A 17,008-nucleotide genomic window follows, 5' to 3' on the forward strand; every position below is an offset into this window, starting at 1 on the left:
CCTATGTCTTTAATACGTTACTTCGATTTTCTTGAAAGGAGATTTCGCTCCTGTTTCAAACACAGCTTGTAATACATAAGTGTATTTGGTGTTGACTCTTAAATTACTATCCGAAAAATTATCATCCTGCTTATCAAAAACCTTATATAAAGTCGGCTTTAGTTCCTCTTCTGCGCGATACAATAAAAATTCGACCACATTGCTCTGTTTATATTTCCAACTTAATGAGATGTATTTTTCTTCCCTATTCACCAAGGTCGTAAACCTCTCTATTTCGGGTTTTGCAGCATTATCTGGTAAACTAATTGTTAAAGGTTTAATAGGCTCAGATTCTAGCCCCGATTCATCCATAGTGATCAAAGTATAGAGGTAGGGTACTTTGGGCCGAACTGATATATCCTTAAAAGTATCCTTCGGAAGATTAATATCAGCTACCAACTCCCAAGAAGTATTCGCCCCTTTTTCTTTTCGGTAAACCAAGGTTTTGGCTGCATCAATACTACTACTGGTGATCCATTTTAGTTCGATAACCCCATTGTCTGCTTTAAACGATTTGAATACAGGTTGAGTGGGTGGTATAATATCAGGTTTTTTGAGTTCTAATATTTCTGAAAACCCAGAAGGGTTATAACGCTTATCAAAGGATTGTACTTTATAATAGATCTTATTATTTAGTGTCTTAATATTGATTGTATCTGTAATATTACTTTCTGCAATGGGACGGAAAGTGATTTGTGTAAACTCTTCATTTTCCAGATTTGCTCTAAACACTCGATACCCTAAGAAATCAGCTTCAGTATTAGATTGCCAATTGAGTTGTACAATTCCCGTAGAATCTATCACTCCTCTAAGATCAATAGGAATCGCAGGTGGTGTATCATCTACAGGTTGTACCATCTGCGGAAATGAAGTTCGTTTTGTTCCGTCAAGACCAACAGCGGTTACTGTGAAATAATTGATAACATCTAGGTTTTTGTAAGTAATACTTCTCGTATTTTTGGAAATATTAGGAACCACTACCTGATATCCTTCTTTTATTTGATTGGAACGATTTAATTCGAAATAATCGATAGCTTCTAAACCTTCTTCAGGAAATTCCCAGTTAATTATAACAGTAGTATTATCGGATTGCAACTTGGCTTCATTTATAGCCGGATTGTAATGCATGGCTTTTCTTCCAGTTCCAGAGGTGACCTTAGAAGGAGGACCTACAACACCAAATGGAGAAATTCCTTTGATTCTATAAAAGTATTTTTTATTGTTTTGAGGTAAAGTATCTACGTAGAACATCCGATCAGTAGGCTTTTTCTCTTTTTCACTCATGTTCACAATGGGAACTCCTTCTAACGACTTATAAGTCTTTCCAAAATCATCAGATCGCTCGATGATATAATTATTGTATTCTCTTCTTAGCAGATTGAAGTCCCAACTTAGCATGGCGGTTCTATCTCCAAAAATTCCGACAAAATCTTTAGGTTCTGGTAATGGTCTAAAATCATTCAGCCCCAGGTACACTCCACCAAATTTCACTTGTTTTTTCTCTGGAGGGATCATAGTATACACCTTATACAAATAACGTTCGTTGGGTTTTACATCAGTATCGATATAAGCCAAGCCAGAAAGTTTTGCAACTTCAAAATCCTGATCTGCTGCATATAACGCAAAAGAAAATCTTTGTTCTAATGCTTTGGCCTGATTAATAATACTCATCAAACCATTACTATCCCCTTCTAACTCTACATTAAAATCTTCTCCATAAATCGCTTGAGCAGCTATAGCTGCATTGTTATTTTGATCTACCCATGATTCCCAGTTTTCGATAGGTTGCGGTTTTAAAGGAGATACCGTTAATTTCTTTACAATAGGGTCTTTTATCATTTCTTGACCAATGGCTATAGTTCTACGTTCGATCATATATCCATATTCATTAGCATACTTCCATGCTAATGGAGTATTTGCAGCCCATCGTAGCATAATTGCATCCTTGGTAACAGTACCTATGACCTGTACAGCAGGTTCTTCATCTCCTATAGGTTCTTGGGCAAACCCAAAAACAGAGAGCAACACTAACATAGTTCCTAATATGTTTTTCAATGTATTAGTCATATAAAGGGTTTGTGAATTTTATAGTTTTATCTCCTCCATTCTTAACCTGACCTGGTAGTACATACTGAAGTTTGGTTTTATACTTTCCTTTCTTCATCAAAGGGAAAGGATCTATTATCAGTTTTTTATATCTGGTCATCGACTCCCAAGGTAAATCTGAGCTTACTAATTGATATCGCAAATCCTCATAATCTTGGTGATAATAATGTGTAAGATTATATCTGTAGGGATTATAATCGCTTATTTCGCCTGTGTAATCGTTTTCTAAATAGGTCAAATACCAAGACATAGGCTCTACACCTTCTACAGGAGGGATTCCTACTTTGTCGGTTTCTCTTGATACTGATATTTCACCTTCAATCGGATAATTTTCATACAACAAAGGATAAATTTGATTTTGATAATAGGAATTATCAGGTATTGCTCTTGCAATGATAAGCGGTACATTTCCAGAATACTTGTTACCCACCAATTCTACCAAATCAAAAGGCTCTAGTGGATCGATACCTGTTAATAGTGTCAGTCCATAAGGATGAGTGACATGCTCATATAAATCTTTACGATTCTTCATGGCATTCATCTTTTTATCAAAAGTTTCATATGTACTTGTTGCAAATTCAAAGGTCAACAACTCTCGTTCATCTCCTTTTATAATTACATCTTCGAGTTGTCTTGACCTTACCTCAACCTCATTACCAGACTCCCCTTCTCCCACATCTTTGGATACATAAGTATCGGTAACATTACTATCTGTATCCATCTGGTCGGGAACCAGTTTTACTGAAACTGCATAATCAGTCTCTGTAGCAATCTCTTTGGGCAAGCTGAATACAATTTGTCTGGCCGCTGGATTATAAGAGTATCCCTTGGTAAGGATTTCACCTGCATTTGAAGTTATGGTGATCGTTTTATCCCATGTAGGTACCGCATCAAATAAATAAGATTGTCCTCTTTTCAGATTGACATACCCTTTATCATACTCTTTTATGAAAAAGTTCTTTTGATCCACCGTGGGATACATATATGCTATATTGTTAAGTGGTATAGTCTCTGGTGCTGTTCCTGTTGTAAAATTAATTTCTTTGGATTCTGTTGCTATTTTTCCATCATCCATAATGGTTTCCCATTTTCCATTTATAAATTCTTCAAAATGTAGCTGAACATAGGCCTTTATATTAGATTTTGGAGGTAAGATCTCATGGGAATAAAACACTGCAATATCATTACTGTTATTCCACTCTAATTCTCCTACAATGGGTTGTCCATCCTTAGTGACTTCAAACGTATCCATAAGGATCTTGTACTTTCTGTCGCCAGTATCATCAGGCAATTCAAACACTTTGTTTATTTGTAAGTTGAATGCCACTTGTGGTGCTGCAAAAACATCCACATCGCTAGCTCCTTCTTTCGGTGTCATATCTCCAATCACTACAATTCCATCAAGAGCACTACCTCCAACAATTTCACACTTGTCTCCTAATTCAACTTTGAACCTAAACCTTCCTTTAATAAGGCCTCCTAATAAATTATATTTCCCAGCAAGATACCCTCTTAACCACACCGGATTCGGAAGCCTGGCCTGCATCAATACGGCACCACCCCCTGCGAATATGACTATTTTCTTTTTCTTCCCGAATAACTTGAATTTTAGTCCAATCTGTCCTTGCAAGTATGCATACGCCTGTCCGTTGGCATACCAACCATTTAATCCAATTTGCTCACTTGATCCCTTACAATGGGCATCACCATAATCTTTTAGCATAATATCAAAGCCAATTCCCGCATCAAACCGTGCATAGAAAATGAGGAAACGAATATCCCCAGTAGTCATACTCCAATGTGCTCCAAAAGCCAACCCTTTTCCTGCATCCAATAGATTAATATCACGTGTATAGTCTAATTTTGCTGCATCCACACCCAATATGTTGGCCACCATATCCGGTGGAGGCGGGCTTCCTGGGAGACCGTCTCCCGCCATAAAATAGCTTTCGGTTTTCAGTTTTAGTATTCCTAAGTTTAGCTTTACTCCTACCGGGTCACTTGGTGTACCGATAAGGATATGCCACTTGTCTCTAGAGACATAAAAATCCATCCATCCAGCACGGCCATTAGGTCCAACTCCTTTTAGAATCCCAAAATTGATATATAATTCTGATGTTGCATGAAAAACATCATTTACAAAATCAAACTTTATAAATACATTAGCAGACATGGCCCCTTCAGGTTGATACGCAGGTATTATAGCATCGGCTCCTTGAGAAATAAGGGCAAGTTTATCCTGAAGTTTTTCATAAAAATCCCCAGGAATACTGGAAATAAGTTCTCCTTCTCCTTTGAAATAAATCTCCTGCAGCCCTCCAGAATTAAGAAATGCGATTCCAAATTCAAGAGAACCGTGAAACAACTCCTCTGACCCAGTAGTTATTAATCCAACGGTGGCTTTGAGTCCAAAACCATTTTCTTTATAAGGCTCATAAACCACCCCAGACGTTGAGGCTCCAATATCATTGAATGCTGCATTTTGTTGACGATTAACCCCGGACATTTTCATATGATTATAAAAACCTCCCCCGAAGGAATTTATAGAAAACGCGGTAAAAATTGGAATTCCCTGAGGTAACGTAACCTGGGCATCGGCAAACCAATATCTAAAATCTTCTTTGCGTCCAAATAGCGCTTTGGCTTCTACTTCCAAATTCATTCCAACACTAAATTTGGCCCCCACTGCTCCTGCAAACCCGGTACCGTATGTAGGATCATCCTCAAAGATGAAAATTGCACCTTTAAGTTCGAGTCCGGCAACTTCCATCTCGACAAATACTCGCTCCAAACGCACTCCATCATATTTCCAGTGGTCTCTACCTCCTTCATCTTCGAGTTTGGCCTTGATGGCCAACTTTGCCCCTCCACCATTACCTCCATCACTCTCGGAGGTAAGATTGATATTAAAATCAAAGACCAACTCGGCGCGATCACCAGCAGGTGTTCTTAACCCTACTTCATTCAGTGTGACAGGGAAATTGGCTACACTCATACTGCCTTTGTATCCAAAGTAATCCACCGAAAACTTTGGGGATTCTGTCTGGAGTAGCATATTCTCGAATACGATCCCTTTAAAATCCACGGTATTGCCGCTAGAACCACTACTTAGTCCTGATTGAATATTTACCGATCCATTAAGATTAGCTTTCGGTCTAAATTTATCGTCCTCAATCTTCATTTCAACATATGAATCTTTGGCTAGAATCACCTTTGCACTCCATACATCAAAATCAATCTCATTGGTACTACTCACTCTGAAACTATATTCATCCGGACGGATAATAGCATCATATTTCAAACGATCAACCTCTGATACTGGCAATAGCATCTCCCCGCTAAACTCACCTGCTTTTATGCTATTGGTTTCTATGTCTAAAAGAAATCGATCTAAGGAGAATTTCCATTTGGATGCCGAACCTTCATCTATAGTTAGAATATTTTCACCTTCAAATTTCCCAGTAATACCCTTCTCATCAATAATCAGATTAGATGCTCCAAATGAAACGCGTTTGTCACTGTTATTTTTTTTGAAAGCTTTGGGTAAAACAACTTCTAGGGTATTGATATAGACTCCTCTCCAAAGTGTTGGGTTTTCACTGTAGTATTTGCTCACGTAATCTTGTGGCATAGCTTGGTCATTACGCAAATCACTAAAATCAAATATGGCTGTATTCAATTTAAAAGTAGTTCCTTCTAACCCCTTCATTCCAAATTCTGGAAGCGTAATGTTTGCTACAATATCATTCCAATCGCTTACTATCGTTTTGAAATTCCCTTCGACATATCCCAATCTTTCTTTTCCATCCTCATCTACAGGATATAGCAATCCATTGGAAAATTTAAGATCTGCATCTATTCCTAATTCTTTAAATCCTGAACAATCTATAGTAGCATAAGTTGCGGGATTCTCAAAACTACCATTGAGTGTTACAACAGCTTTACCGTTATTGATGTTGAATGTAAATTGAGAGATCAGGTTAAGTTTTGCATCACCTATAATACCTCCCTCATGTGAAAGTTTGATATCTGTAGCTCCTAAAATTAGTGTTCCTCTAGCAGTTTCTACTTTTAGGAAGGCCGTAAGCTCTGTAAATGCAGGTTTAAAAACAGCTTTGGCAATACCTACAGTATATTTTACATTACTAATCTCTGTGGGACGGATGGCTACCGGTAGTTGTCCAAGAGTTTGATCTGAAAGTAGATCTACATAATTTTGTGTCTGCTCAATAGCAGCAAACGTATTGTTTGCCATATCGAGCCATTTCTTGTTTTGTAATGATGCTGTCGTGTTATTAAACTGAAACCCTTCTTGAACCTTTAACTTGTTTGATTTTTTTAAAGGAACCGGTATATCAAACTGTTCTAGAGACTTAAAATCCCTAAACTTTTTAAGTGATTTTGTTGGAGTAACTTTTTTAGTACGATCAGTTACATGATGGGTTAAGCTATCTTTGGTAGTACTATTTACCTCTGAAACAAGTACTGAAATATTTGTTTTAGAAACAAGTTTGTCTTTTGCGGATAAGTGATTTGTTGTAAACAAAAGAAGACAACTAGACAATATAAGTGATATGAGGTTATTCATAGGTTTTAAAGCCAAGCAGATCTTAGCCAGAGTATAAAATTCAACATTCTTAATTGGTCATATCTTTTTCCAAAAACTATTTTTTAAAAAAACGTATTGCTGGTTATGGCAATAATTCACACTACAATTTTATTAATAATTCCAAGGGAAAACACCCCTGTTTTCAGGGTTTTTTGATCTGTGTCAAATAATGTTTCTGTCTGTTACACAGAAGTTCTTATCACCGTCGCTGCTTATTATCAAGCTATTTTGGTGATTGTTTTAGCTGTTCATCATTTTATCTTTTTACCATTGTCGTCATAACCGGGAGGCCAGACTCCATATCTATTTTTAAAATCTTGAGGAGTTTCCGGTTGTCCCATATTTCCATAAAATGTATTTGGATCCTCCTCAATTTTCTTCAGCATTTTTTTTCGTTTATTCTTCTCCTCCTCTTTTTCTTTATCCGACATTGATGCTTTTTTGGCTTCTACATCTTTGTCTTGAATTAAAAGTCTCATATCCATCACTTTTCTCAGATCTTGGGGAGATAACATTTCAAAAATTTGATGCCACTCTTTAGATTGTGGAATTTCATTAGCCATATGGGCTAGTGTTTCTATAGTGTTTTCATCCAAAATCTCCGGCAAATTTTCTGGCGTAATTCGTTTCATCATAATTATAATTCAATTAAATCTACATAATAGGCTTTATATCCTCCTATCTCTAGATGTTGTCCATTTACATCTTTTATTGCTATAGGTTCTGCAGTTTGTTTAAAACTACCAGCATTTATTAGCACTTCTTCTTGAACTTGAACGGCAGCATCAGCATCTGCATGTCTTTGTTTTCCTAGATGCTTGCCCCAATCCGAAAGATCGTCAATGTATACTCCATTTTTGGTTAAAATTCGTTGTATCACTGCTATTTTTTCTCCGCTACCCGCGTGTTGGGCGGTAAGTTTTATAAATCCTTCTGCAACTTCTTTCTTAAGTGTAGATGACACAAAGCTATTATAACTTATTGTCTTACCTGTTCCACCCACAAACTGTGATTCAAAATCAGTTTTTGAAAAAGTTTTACCGCTGAAAACCTCACCCATAATACGTCTACTATCTACTTTTCTCAATTTATCGAGCGCAGATTGTAAATGTTTTACTCCTCGAGCCGCATAAGTTCCTAGGTAACTTTGATTATATCGTAATGGAACATTAATAAAATCCCCTTTTACCGTAAAAGCATGTAGCGTTGCTAATTCTATTTCAGTAGCATCTCCAGTAGGCAATAAGTCTTTATCTTTTAAATCTTCTCTTAGCGTTTTGAAGGAGTTTTTAATATCTGGTGTAAGTTTCCAATAGGTAAGCCACCCATAATTGCCACTGAATTTATTTAAATCTGCTAAAGAATCTTCAAAAGCCTTCGGATTATCTTTGTAGCCTCTCACCATTTCTCCAAAATCATCAACATCCATTTTGTCTATTTCTTGAAGTACATCGGCATGCCCTTTTCGTAAAATCTCTGTAAAAGTATTAGCCTCTGCGGTATTCAAATACGCTTTTATTCTTCCATCTCCTATATGTTTCCGAATATTGTTGTATTTAGCCAATCCAGCAGCGGGGCTGTTGATAAGCTCAACAACAGTATTACGAATAGGAAGCCCTTGATGATCTAAAAGCCCTTGAGCATTTTTGTTTCCACTTTTTACGAACATATCCAGAGGGACCACAGGACGATCAGGGTTCTTGGTTAACATGAAATCTCCCAGATTGGTTTCGTCAAAGAATTTCCCTTCGCTGGCTAATCTTTCTGTTATTTCATCAATCTTATTCAGATGAGTTTCTGTAACCTGAAGATCAAGCGCCTCTCCATTCTTAAATTGAGTACTGAGCCTAAACAAATCATGACCCTCAATTTTTTCTAGCGCTACGGCTTCTTGCCACACACCATTGATGTCTTTTACTCGAACACGCCCCAACACTTTGGGGCCGTCATAAGGTTCTAAAGCTTTTGCTACATCTTCTATTTCCTGAACTGTATCATAATCTTGTTTTCCAGTTTTATCGAATTTAAAAATCGCTGATTGTCCGTTATACTCTCCAGAAAAAATTCTTCCTAACCCTCCACTACCATTGGTAATCTCTACTGCATCAATAGCTGGTAACCTGTGTACCTCTTCTGCATCTCTTATGGCAGTTTTGAACGTCTTATCATCTACGATCTTAGAAGTTGCTCGTGCTTCAATCAAATTAGCTGCGTAGTTAACCAGTACTGAGTTAGAAGAACTTGACAAGGCGAAAAGCTCTTCTCCTCCAACTCTGATCACATTAGAAAGCGCGCTATAATCTTCTATCTTGGCAATTGCACTTTTGATAGATTCTGGAAGAAAAGATTCCTTGATTGCTCTTTGAATATTAGCAATAAGAATTTCTTTGGTCAGATCATTATCAAAATAATCATCATAAATTTTTTCGACATCCTCCTTTAATTTTTTCGCTGAATTAGTTGGTGATCCAAATGCAGTTTTTTCCCAGGAGCTATAGCTTCCAGCAACCCTAATTTCATCAATCACCTCATCTGTAGACTTTTGGACACTTACTAAATAGTCTGATACCTTTTCGAGGTTCACTATATCTAATCGGTCTGCATTCTTATCTGCCTCATACAAAATACGCCAGGCATCGTAAGCATTCTCTGCATGTGTTTCAAAATGTTTGAATACTTGTTCAGAATTCGCTTCAATCAATTCATTATTTAGTATATCCAAAGGGCATGGATCCTCTTGAGCATGTATACTATTTTGGAAACCTATTAGCAAGAATAAAATAGAAACTAATAGTCTTTTTATATGGATGGTAAATTTCATTTCTATGTGCGTTTATTCGGTTATTTACAGTTTGGTCTTGATTTTTTGATATTTGTGATAATACTATTCGCTCTAAAGCTTGGAGTTTTGAAGTCTTTCAAAAAGGCTTTTAACGTTGCTCTTGTTCCATCATTAAGACCGCTTAATCCATCTATGGCTTTGTCGGTTCTTGCTACCAAAGCATCCACCTTTTGAATGTTCATTGCCAAACTTGGAACAGCCGTCATTATAGAAAGAATGTGCATGTTGGTTCGTACTTCCTTGGAGACGGCACTTTCGTTTAATGCTGTAGCGACTCCCCCAATTGCAGAACCCGCTACATCGGATACGACAATAGCTTTTCTAATAATATTTCCAGTAGTAAAGACAACCTTAATAGCACCAACGCCAATGGCAAATGATAGGACATCAGCAGCTAACCATGCTGATTTTCCAGCCACCGTATTCCAATTACTGTTACTAATTGCAAAGGCATGAATTATCGGAATATTTAGTACTGACCCTTTTTTAAACTCTTGCCCTAAGAAGGTAAAATCATCGGCTACATAAACTAAGACCATCTTATTGTATGGTAGCGATTTTCCATTTGCGCTTATGGTCTTGTTGTCAATAAATTTTGAAGAAAAATTGTCGAACTGAAAAATATTTGCTTCCAATTGCAGGATGTTATCATCATCATCGAAATCACTTTGAGATGCCTGATCCATATCTTCAACTTCTTCTAAAGTCAGGGACTCTACATAATTGGTTTCAACCACATACTGACCTACCCAGGCTAAAAACTTGCTTAATCTATCCCCTGAAAGCTGTTTGTATATTTGTTTAAAACCTACGTCTTCAATGGCACGAATTACACTCCTTCTTCTGTAAGAAAAACTCAGTGCCAATTTCATTAAAGCGTCATTATGAATATCTTTATAAATGGCATCCAGATCATCATCTTCAATTTTTTTGTCGGTGAGTATGGCCTCAAATACAGCTAACCGAATACTTTCTTTTACTTTTGTTAAGGAGTTTACATTCTCATTAAGATTAATGTGATCTAAGATTTTTGCAAGTTCACTAACAACCAAACCTTCATTGCCATCATATTTTGGCCAAAATCTACTGTTTTCCTCTTCATAAGCATTTAAAAAATCATCATAAACTCTAATAAACGTTTGAAAATATTGAAGAGAATTTTGTGAGGTGTTTAGCTCTGAAGCGATGATTTCATCTCTCCTGTAGTCGGCCTTTGAAAATTCCCTCATCAATAAATTGGGCCATTGGTAAAAGTCTTCCGCCTTTACGTTGACTGGATCAAAATATGCGTTTTTAAACATAATATCATAGGGCAAAATCCAATTTAAAGATCCTATGTGTTCAAAAAAGTAATTATCCTTTTCCATTGCTCTTCTTTCCGATTGAGTAAAGCGTGCAAATGCTTCTCTGTTTTGATTTCTCTTTATGGCGATATCAAAAATAATTTTATAACTATCTAAATTTTCACAGCCATCGATAAGCATTTCGGTGAATAAATTTGAAATAACCGGGATGGCATCTTGGAGTTCTTTATATTCATCTAGAGATAGTAATATTTCTTGAAATGCCTGCTGCTCTCTTTTTTCCAGATCATCAAATCTTTCTTTGACAATCAGATTTAAAACATTCCATTTCTCATCATCATCATTATTATTAGAAGTAATTCCCGCCAGAATTTCTGTAAAATAAGTTCTATTATCATCTCCATAAAAAGCAAACTCATCATTCATTCTCTTTAGCAAATTTTTTAGGAGACTATAATTGTTCTGGGCTAGAAGATCATCATGAACGTCTGAATGTTTTTCTACAGAAATACTACTTAAAAGCTTGAGGATTGCTTTTTCGTGATCTTCCGGAATACTATTTTGTATTCCTAGTTTTCGTAACAAGGTTACAAGTTCTGTATACTCTAGCTGCTGTAACAAACAAAACTTTTCGATCTTGTTTATGGTTTCTTCAATATGGGAAGCCGTTTCGGTATCAATATTCTTACTTATTCTTTTAAGTTCTTCCAGATTTTTTTGATCTAAAGAAGATATAGAGCTGATATCACAGGTATTGGTGTTATCATCTACATAAGGATTCGATGACTCTCCATCTTCATCCCCTTGAAACCAGTATAATTTGAATCCAGGGGCATGCATTTTTTTCCAATCCATATGGCTTAGTACTTCGCCATTGTTGTAATCCATCAAAAAATCCGTAGCCTTTTCGTTCGTTTCATATTCGCTAAAAGGATGTTCTAAACCAAAAACCCCATGTCCTAATTCGTGAGCTATTGTAGTATTTTGATGGGATGAGTTGCCAAAAATAAACCCAAACTGGCTTTTGAGTGGCATAAAACCCTGTACATCTAGTTTTGAAATTGGGACATCAGTTATGAAGAGAAAGTAAGTATCATCTTTGTAGGCACCATTAGTCTTGAAATAGTTGATAATCTCCTTCTCTTCGTTGGTATAGTAAGAGAACAATCCGCTATCTCCGATATCCAGAATTCCATTACCATCATCCCAGGCACTTTCAGAAATTTGAAGGCGAGCCCCTATATTCACATTAAACCCTACTCCCGCTTTATTGTATATTTGGTTGAGTTCTCCTTTAATATTAGAGGGCACCTTTGCGTCATTTACGGGAATTATTACCAAGTTTATATTTGCTAATTGCTGATTCCCCAAGTGTACCAATTGTAATGCTCCAGCTATGGTGTATTGTTCACTTTCTTTTTTGGGTTTCACCGTTGCCAAAATTTCCTCGATCAGATAATCAGATTTATTTTTTATGGAAAGTGTAGCAACGTTATCGTTCCAGGTAACAGGAACTTCTATTCCTTCTTTTGTTTTGAAAATGATATCCTCTTTGGTGAATGAATCATCTTCAAAAGTTACCTCGGCTTTTACTATATCCCCTCCTTTAATTTTGGATATTGCTTTGTACGGAATTACATAATCCTCTCCACTGGCTACAGTTAGTGTTTTGTATTCTGAAGCTAATTCTTCTTTTACAGCTTCTGGCAAAGCATCAAATGTATAGTATCCAGAGTTCAGAAATTCTACATTAACTCCTATAGCAGTGACCTCAGTAGCATTTCCCCCGTTAATCCCTTCGGTATTAGAATCAGTGGCTGGACCTCCTTCTGCAACTTGTTCCCTGGTTACAGTACCATCTTCTCCAATAGTATAAGCGGTGCCACTTTGATCCCGAATGACTACTTCCTGATCTCCAGGAACTATAGCTTGTTCTCCATTAGTTCCAGTAATCACCCAAGCATTATTTTCATTTTGTGTGATATCTGCAATAACAAAATCCACCTCTGCACTGGACAATTCACCTTGATCACCAGTAATCATTTCGATCACATCCAGATCTACATCGACAGTCATATCTTCTCCTTCACCAAATTCAGGGTCATACAAGGTCACGATTTCTCCTTCCGCTAATTGATTATCTGTATTTACGAGTATTCCTTCAAACTTTACGCTAAAACGAGCAAATTTTAGATAAGGCACTCGCACATATCCTTTTCCTGATATTCTTCCTCCACTGCCACCATCTAATTCTGTAATGGTCATCACAAAATCTCCTGCCGTAACTCTATCTCCTATACGTAAATCGGCATGCGGTTCTCTGTTGGTGATAGCAATTGCGTCGGGTACTATACCACAATTATAATTTGCAGTTTCGTCTTGTACTGTTTCAGTAGTTATTTCCTGTGGTTCTGAATATGGCCCATATTGATATTTACATTTTCCTCTAACCTTATACTCGTAAGTCGTTCCTGGTTTCAGATCCCAAACGGTAGCCCAACCACTATTAGTTCTCATAGTAAACCAATTGGCATTAGGTTTGTTCGCTTCTCTATATGCTATGGTATATTCACTATACTCTACAGGGTCTTCATCCCAAAACACATTAATTTTTGATATCCCCTTTTGCTCAGCATATATATTAAGTGGTGCATCACAAGGAGAAGTTCTGGAAAACCAGAAAATCTCGCTTTTTCCTTCATTTCTAAACAAACCTATTTCTTCGGCACCTTGCAAAGCTTTTGCTCTAACTCGCCAAGCGTATCGTTTGTCTGGAAGCAATAATGGCTGCGCCGGGCCATACACAAATGAGGTGGATCTTGTTGTGGTTTCAAATATTGGAGGAACCGATAAAAAAGCGGTTTGAGGATCTACGACATTGTCCCAAATTTCGACAATACTCAATTCATATTCTACATTGCTAACATTGATATGACGAGGAGTCCATTGAAAAACTATGTTATCAACTTCTTTTGGTTCAATATTTGTTTTATTAAAAGGTGTATTTAATATAGGAGGTTCATTCTTAAAAATATATGTACTTATACATGTTTTTGATGACAAACGGTTTCCTGTGCTAGCATCATAAACCTCAAAACAGAACTGATAACTCCCTTCGGGAATTGTACTCCCGTACACATTTTGATTGATCCCACGGATATTTTGAAATTCAAAATAAGGTGCCAACTCAGCGTTGGTTAAAACCAGAGGAACACCACCATCGATAAACAATGGAGCTGCTCCCAACACAACATCCCTACTCTCAAAGTTGATTCCGTTACCTTCAAAAAAGACTTTTAATCGTATTTGTTCATTGAGAATGGTGATATCACTCAATAACAACTGAACTCGTAATGGACTATTAATTGTTGTTCTATCCGCATAATTATGAAAATTGACAGGAGCGGGTGGATTTACCTGTGGTATCACAGTGATCGGAAAACGCTGTGCATTAACCTGAACAAAACTATAGAGCAATATAAATAGTGTGAGTGTGTATTTCTTCATAGGTTAAATCTTTTCGATGTACTTAAGTTGGTATTTATTAGCATCAGTATGCTTCAATGACTCTTTCAGATAATAATCTATAATTTGGGTAATGATATATAATTCAATTTCCTGATTATCTTCATTCTTATCCTTCATTCTGAAGATGTTTTCTTTTTCCTGCTCCATTAATCCTTTAAGGTACTTATCGGGATTCTCCACCTTTTTTATCGTTTTATAACTTTCGATAATAGGAAGTGTCCAACGATGCCCAATCAGTCTTCCCAGGGCAATGTTTACGTTTTGTTGCAATCGCTCATACTCTTCACGCAACGCTTTTGGTGCCTTTCTACGTTCTTCTTCCGGCTTTTTATGCAAACTGTGATTGTCTACTTTTACTTTAGCCTTTACAAATGCACGTTCAAAAGCAAAATCCAATCGTTGCATATCCTTTCTTAACTCAAGAAGTGTATTAAAAATCAATTGATTATAACCTGCAAGAAAATCCTCATAACTATAGAGTTCTCTAAGAAAATCTACCGCTTTGGGTTTGTATAGCCTTGCTTCTTTTTCATCGACTGCAATCTGCCTAAGCATGGTAAGTTCCCCTTTTTTGTAACCAGGAATATGATCAAAATGAGGATGATTTTGTAATCTTTCTAACTGCATATTGACCTCTGGCAAAGTTCCTTGATATAGAGAATCCCGATACCTAAACTGTACTCTTTGTTCTTCTTTAGGCTTTCTGTTTTTAGGAATTTTAGGTTTCTTCTTTCTTGGTTTTCTTTCTGGAATCCTAAACCTGGGATTAAACTTATCGAATGTATAATTATAGCTAAAGGTTGCTGTAAAATCCTGATTAGATGAGGTTGTTTTTCTAAATTGAGATAATAGATTAAGACTGAAATTATGTTTCTTAAGATAAGTATAAGTTCCACTTAATCTTATATTGGTTACCTCCCCTTGATTTTGCCCATTGCTCTCACTTCGATTGTAGCTAATAGAACCTGTGGTTCTCAGCTTTTTATCAAAGTATCGTTTATTTGCCGATAATATTGGTCCATAAGTAACACTGTTATCTACTCCTATAGTACTATAACTCACATTTACCGATGTAGAAATATTGAGATCAATAGTAGGATACCCCATTGCATATGAAACATTACCATTATAAAAGTTTGAATCTCCGTTTTCTACAACCCGACCTCCTTGCTTATTAACCGCATTTTGAAAAGATAAAGCCACATTGAGATTTTGTTTTCTTAGCTCTGTATCTTTTATGATATAATTTGCGTTAAGATTGGCATTTTGTGATATCTGCTGAAAATTTAAGGTGTCTAGATTATCTGTTTGAGCAACCTCATTGATGAAATCAAATTGATCCTTAATATTGGTGAAAGACTGAAAATTAGAGTATCCTCCCGTAATATTTAATCTTTCTGAAGCCGTATACGTCAAATTTACAGCACTCACCACCCGCTGTAATTGTGTGCTTTTTTCGTTATTCAGGTCATCCCTTTGCAAGCCGCCATTAAAAGCAATATTTAATTTGTTTTCGAATAGATTCTGTGTAGCATTTAAGGTAATATTCTCAAGATCGTTATTAAAAAAATAAGCCCCCAATGTTCTATAGTCGGGGTCTATATACTCGTACCCAACCCCCACAGATCCTTGTCCCAGTGGATAAGAAAAATTAGCCTTATAAGCTTTAAAATGTTGAGTGGTTGCGTTATTATTCAATAAGGCAGATAAAATAAATGGGCTTTCCTCATCTCCTTCCGCATTAGTATCTTCTGTTATTGCTGAAGAAGCTGCTTCGATCTGAATTTCGCCTTTTTCAAATAATTTCACTCTTCCTTCGACACTGATCACCACATTTTCTTTGGGTTGCAACTCCAGTTCAACGGGAACGGGATTATCTAATGAATTTTCATCATCTGAAGCTTTAAAAAAGGTTACTCCAACTGAGAACTTTTCCTGTAGATACGTTGATTTAACACCATAACCAATTCTTTTAAAAGCTGTCAAAGATTGTGGATCATTGGCATCATATTCAGATGCTTTAAGCAATCGACCGTACATTGCACTTATTTTAAACGGTCCTTCTGGAGTAAGATCAACCCCTAATCCTGTAAACTGATGTCCGTTTAATGTATATGGAGAAAACGTCATACTTACATCTCCGATATGTGTTGTCACCCATTTATACGAAGGATGGATACTTAATCGATTAAAAGAAAAAGGATTGCTACTTTCGAATTTCTGATTGGAATAAGAAAAAGAAAAAGGAATGTTATACACACCACTAATATTAAGGTTTACGTTTCCTGTTAAAAAGTACGTAAATGGTTCTCGATTTGAGTTCCCTTCATAAAAGACAGTATTTGCCGCCACTCCTCCTGTTAATTTAAATAATTTAGTTTTGCCTATCTGACCCAAATCTTGGCCAAAAGACCATATAGAGAAACAAAAGAAAAATGAACAACAAAGTAGTTTTGGAAGAATACAGATAAGCTTTCTATGTGAAATATTCATAAAACCATCTTTCTGCAATAAAATCTCTAAAGGCTTCAAAGTATACTTTTAATCAAAATTCTTTTATTTCTTAAACATCTGTGTATA

General features: G+C 36.4%; 6 protein-coding genes. All 6 read right to left on the minus strand.

Features of this window, described 5'->3' with window-relative positions:
- Positions 1-9: 9 nt before the first annotated feature.
- Positions 10-2,106: a fibronectin type III domain-containing protein gene (locus ACXAGJ_RS11330; RefSeq protein WP_474839904.1), complete on the minus strand. Its 2,097-nt coding sequence runs from the start codon at positions 2,104-2,106 to the stop codon at positions 10-12.
- Positions 2,099-6,733: a hypothetical protein gene (locus ACXAGJ_RS11335; RefSeq protein WP_474839906.1), complete on the minus strand. Its 4,635-nt coding sequence runs from the start codon at positions 6,731-6,733 to the stop codon at positions 2,099-2,101. Before ACXAGJ_RS11335 ends, ACXAGJ_RS11330 begins: the two co-directional genes overlap by 8 nt.
- A gap of 272 nt (positions 6,734-7,005) precedes the next feature.
- Entirely contained in the window at positions 7,006-7,389 is a 384-nt protein-coding gene (locus tag ACXAGJ_RS11340) for a hypothetical protein (RefSeq protein ID WP_474839908.1), read from the minus strand.
- Between the two features lie 2 nt (positions 7,390-7,391).
- Positions 7,392-9,575, minus strand: coding sequence for a hypothetical protein (locus ACXAGJ_RS11345; RefSeq protein WP_474839910.1), 2,184 nt, complete (start codon positions 9,573-9,575; stop codon positions 7,392-7,394).
- A gap of 20 nt (positions 9,576-9,595) precedes the next feature.
- Entirely contained in the window at positions 9,596-14,407 is a 4,812-nt protein-coding gene (locus ACXAGJ_RS11350) for a fibronectin type III domain-containing protein (RefSeq protein ID WP_474839912.1), read from the minus strand.
- A gap of 3 nt (positions 14,408-14,410) precedes the next feature.
- Entirely contained in the window at positions 14,411-16,921 is a 2,511-nt protein-coding gene (locus ACXAGJ_RS11355; protein WP_474839914.1) for a TonB-dependent receptor, read from the minus strand.
- Between the last annotated feature and the right edge of the window lie 87 nt (positions 16,922-17,008).

Source organism: Aquimarina sp. AWH4_224, from assembly GCF_056160245.1.

What these genes read in the sequence shown, in the direction of transcription:
- ACXAGJ_RS11350 (WP_474839912.1), bottom strand. Translation starts at nt 14,407, where the DNA reads ATGAAGAAATACACACTCACACTATTTATATTGCTCTATAGTTTTGTT.
- ACXAGJ_RS11335 (WP_474839906.1), bottom strand. Translation starts at nt 6,733, where the DNA reads ATGAATAACCTCATATCACTTATATTGTCTAGTTGTCTTCTTTTGTTT.
- ACXAGJ_RS11345 (WP_474839910.1), bottom strand. Translation starts at nt 9,575, where the DNA reads ATGAAATTTACCATCCATATAAAAAGACTATTAGTTTCTATTTTATTC.
- ACXAGJ_RS11330 (WP_474839904.1), bottom strand. Translation starts at nt 2,106, where the DNA reads ATGACTAATACATTGAAAAACATATTAGGAACTATGTTAGTGTTGCTC.
- ACXAGJ_RS11340 (WP_474839908.1), bottom strand. Translation starts at nt 7,389, where the DNA reads ATGATGAAACGAATTACGCCAGAAAATTTGCCGGAGATTTTGGATGAA.
- ACXAGJ_RS11355 (WP_474839914.1), bottom strand. Translation starts at nt 16,921, where the DNA reads ATGAATATTTCACATAGAAAGCTTATCTGTATTCTTCCAAAACTACTT.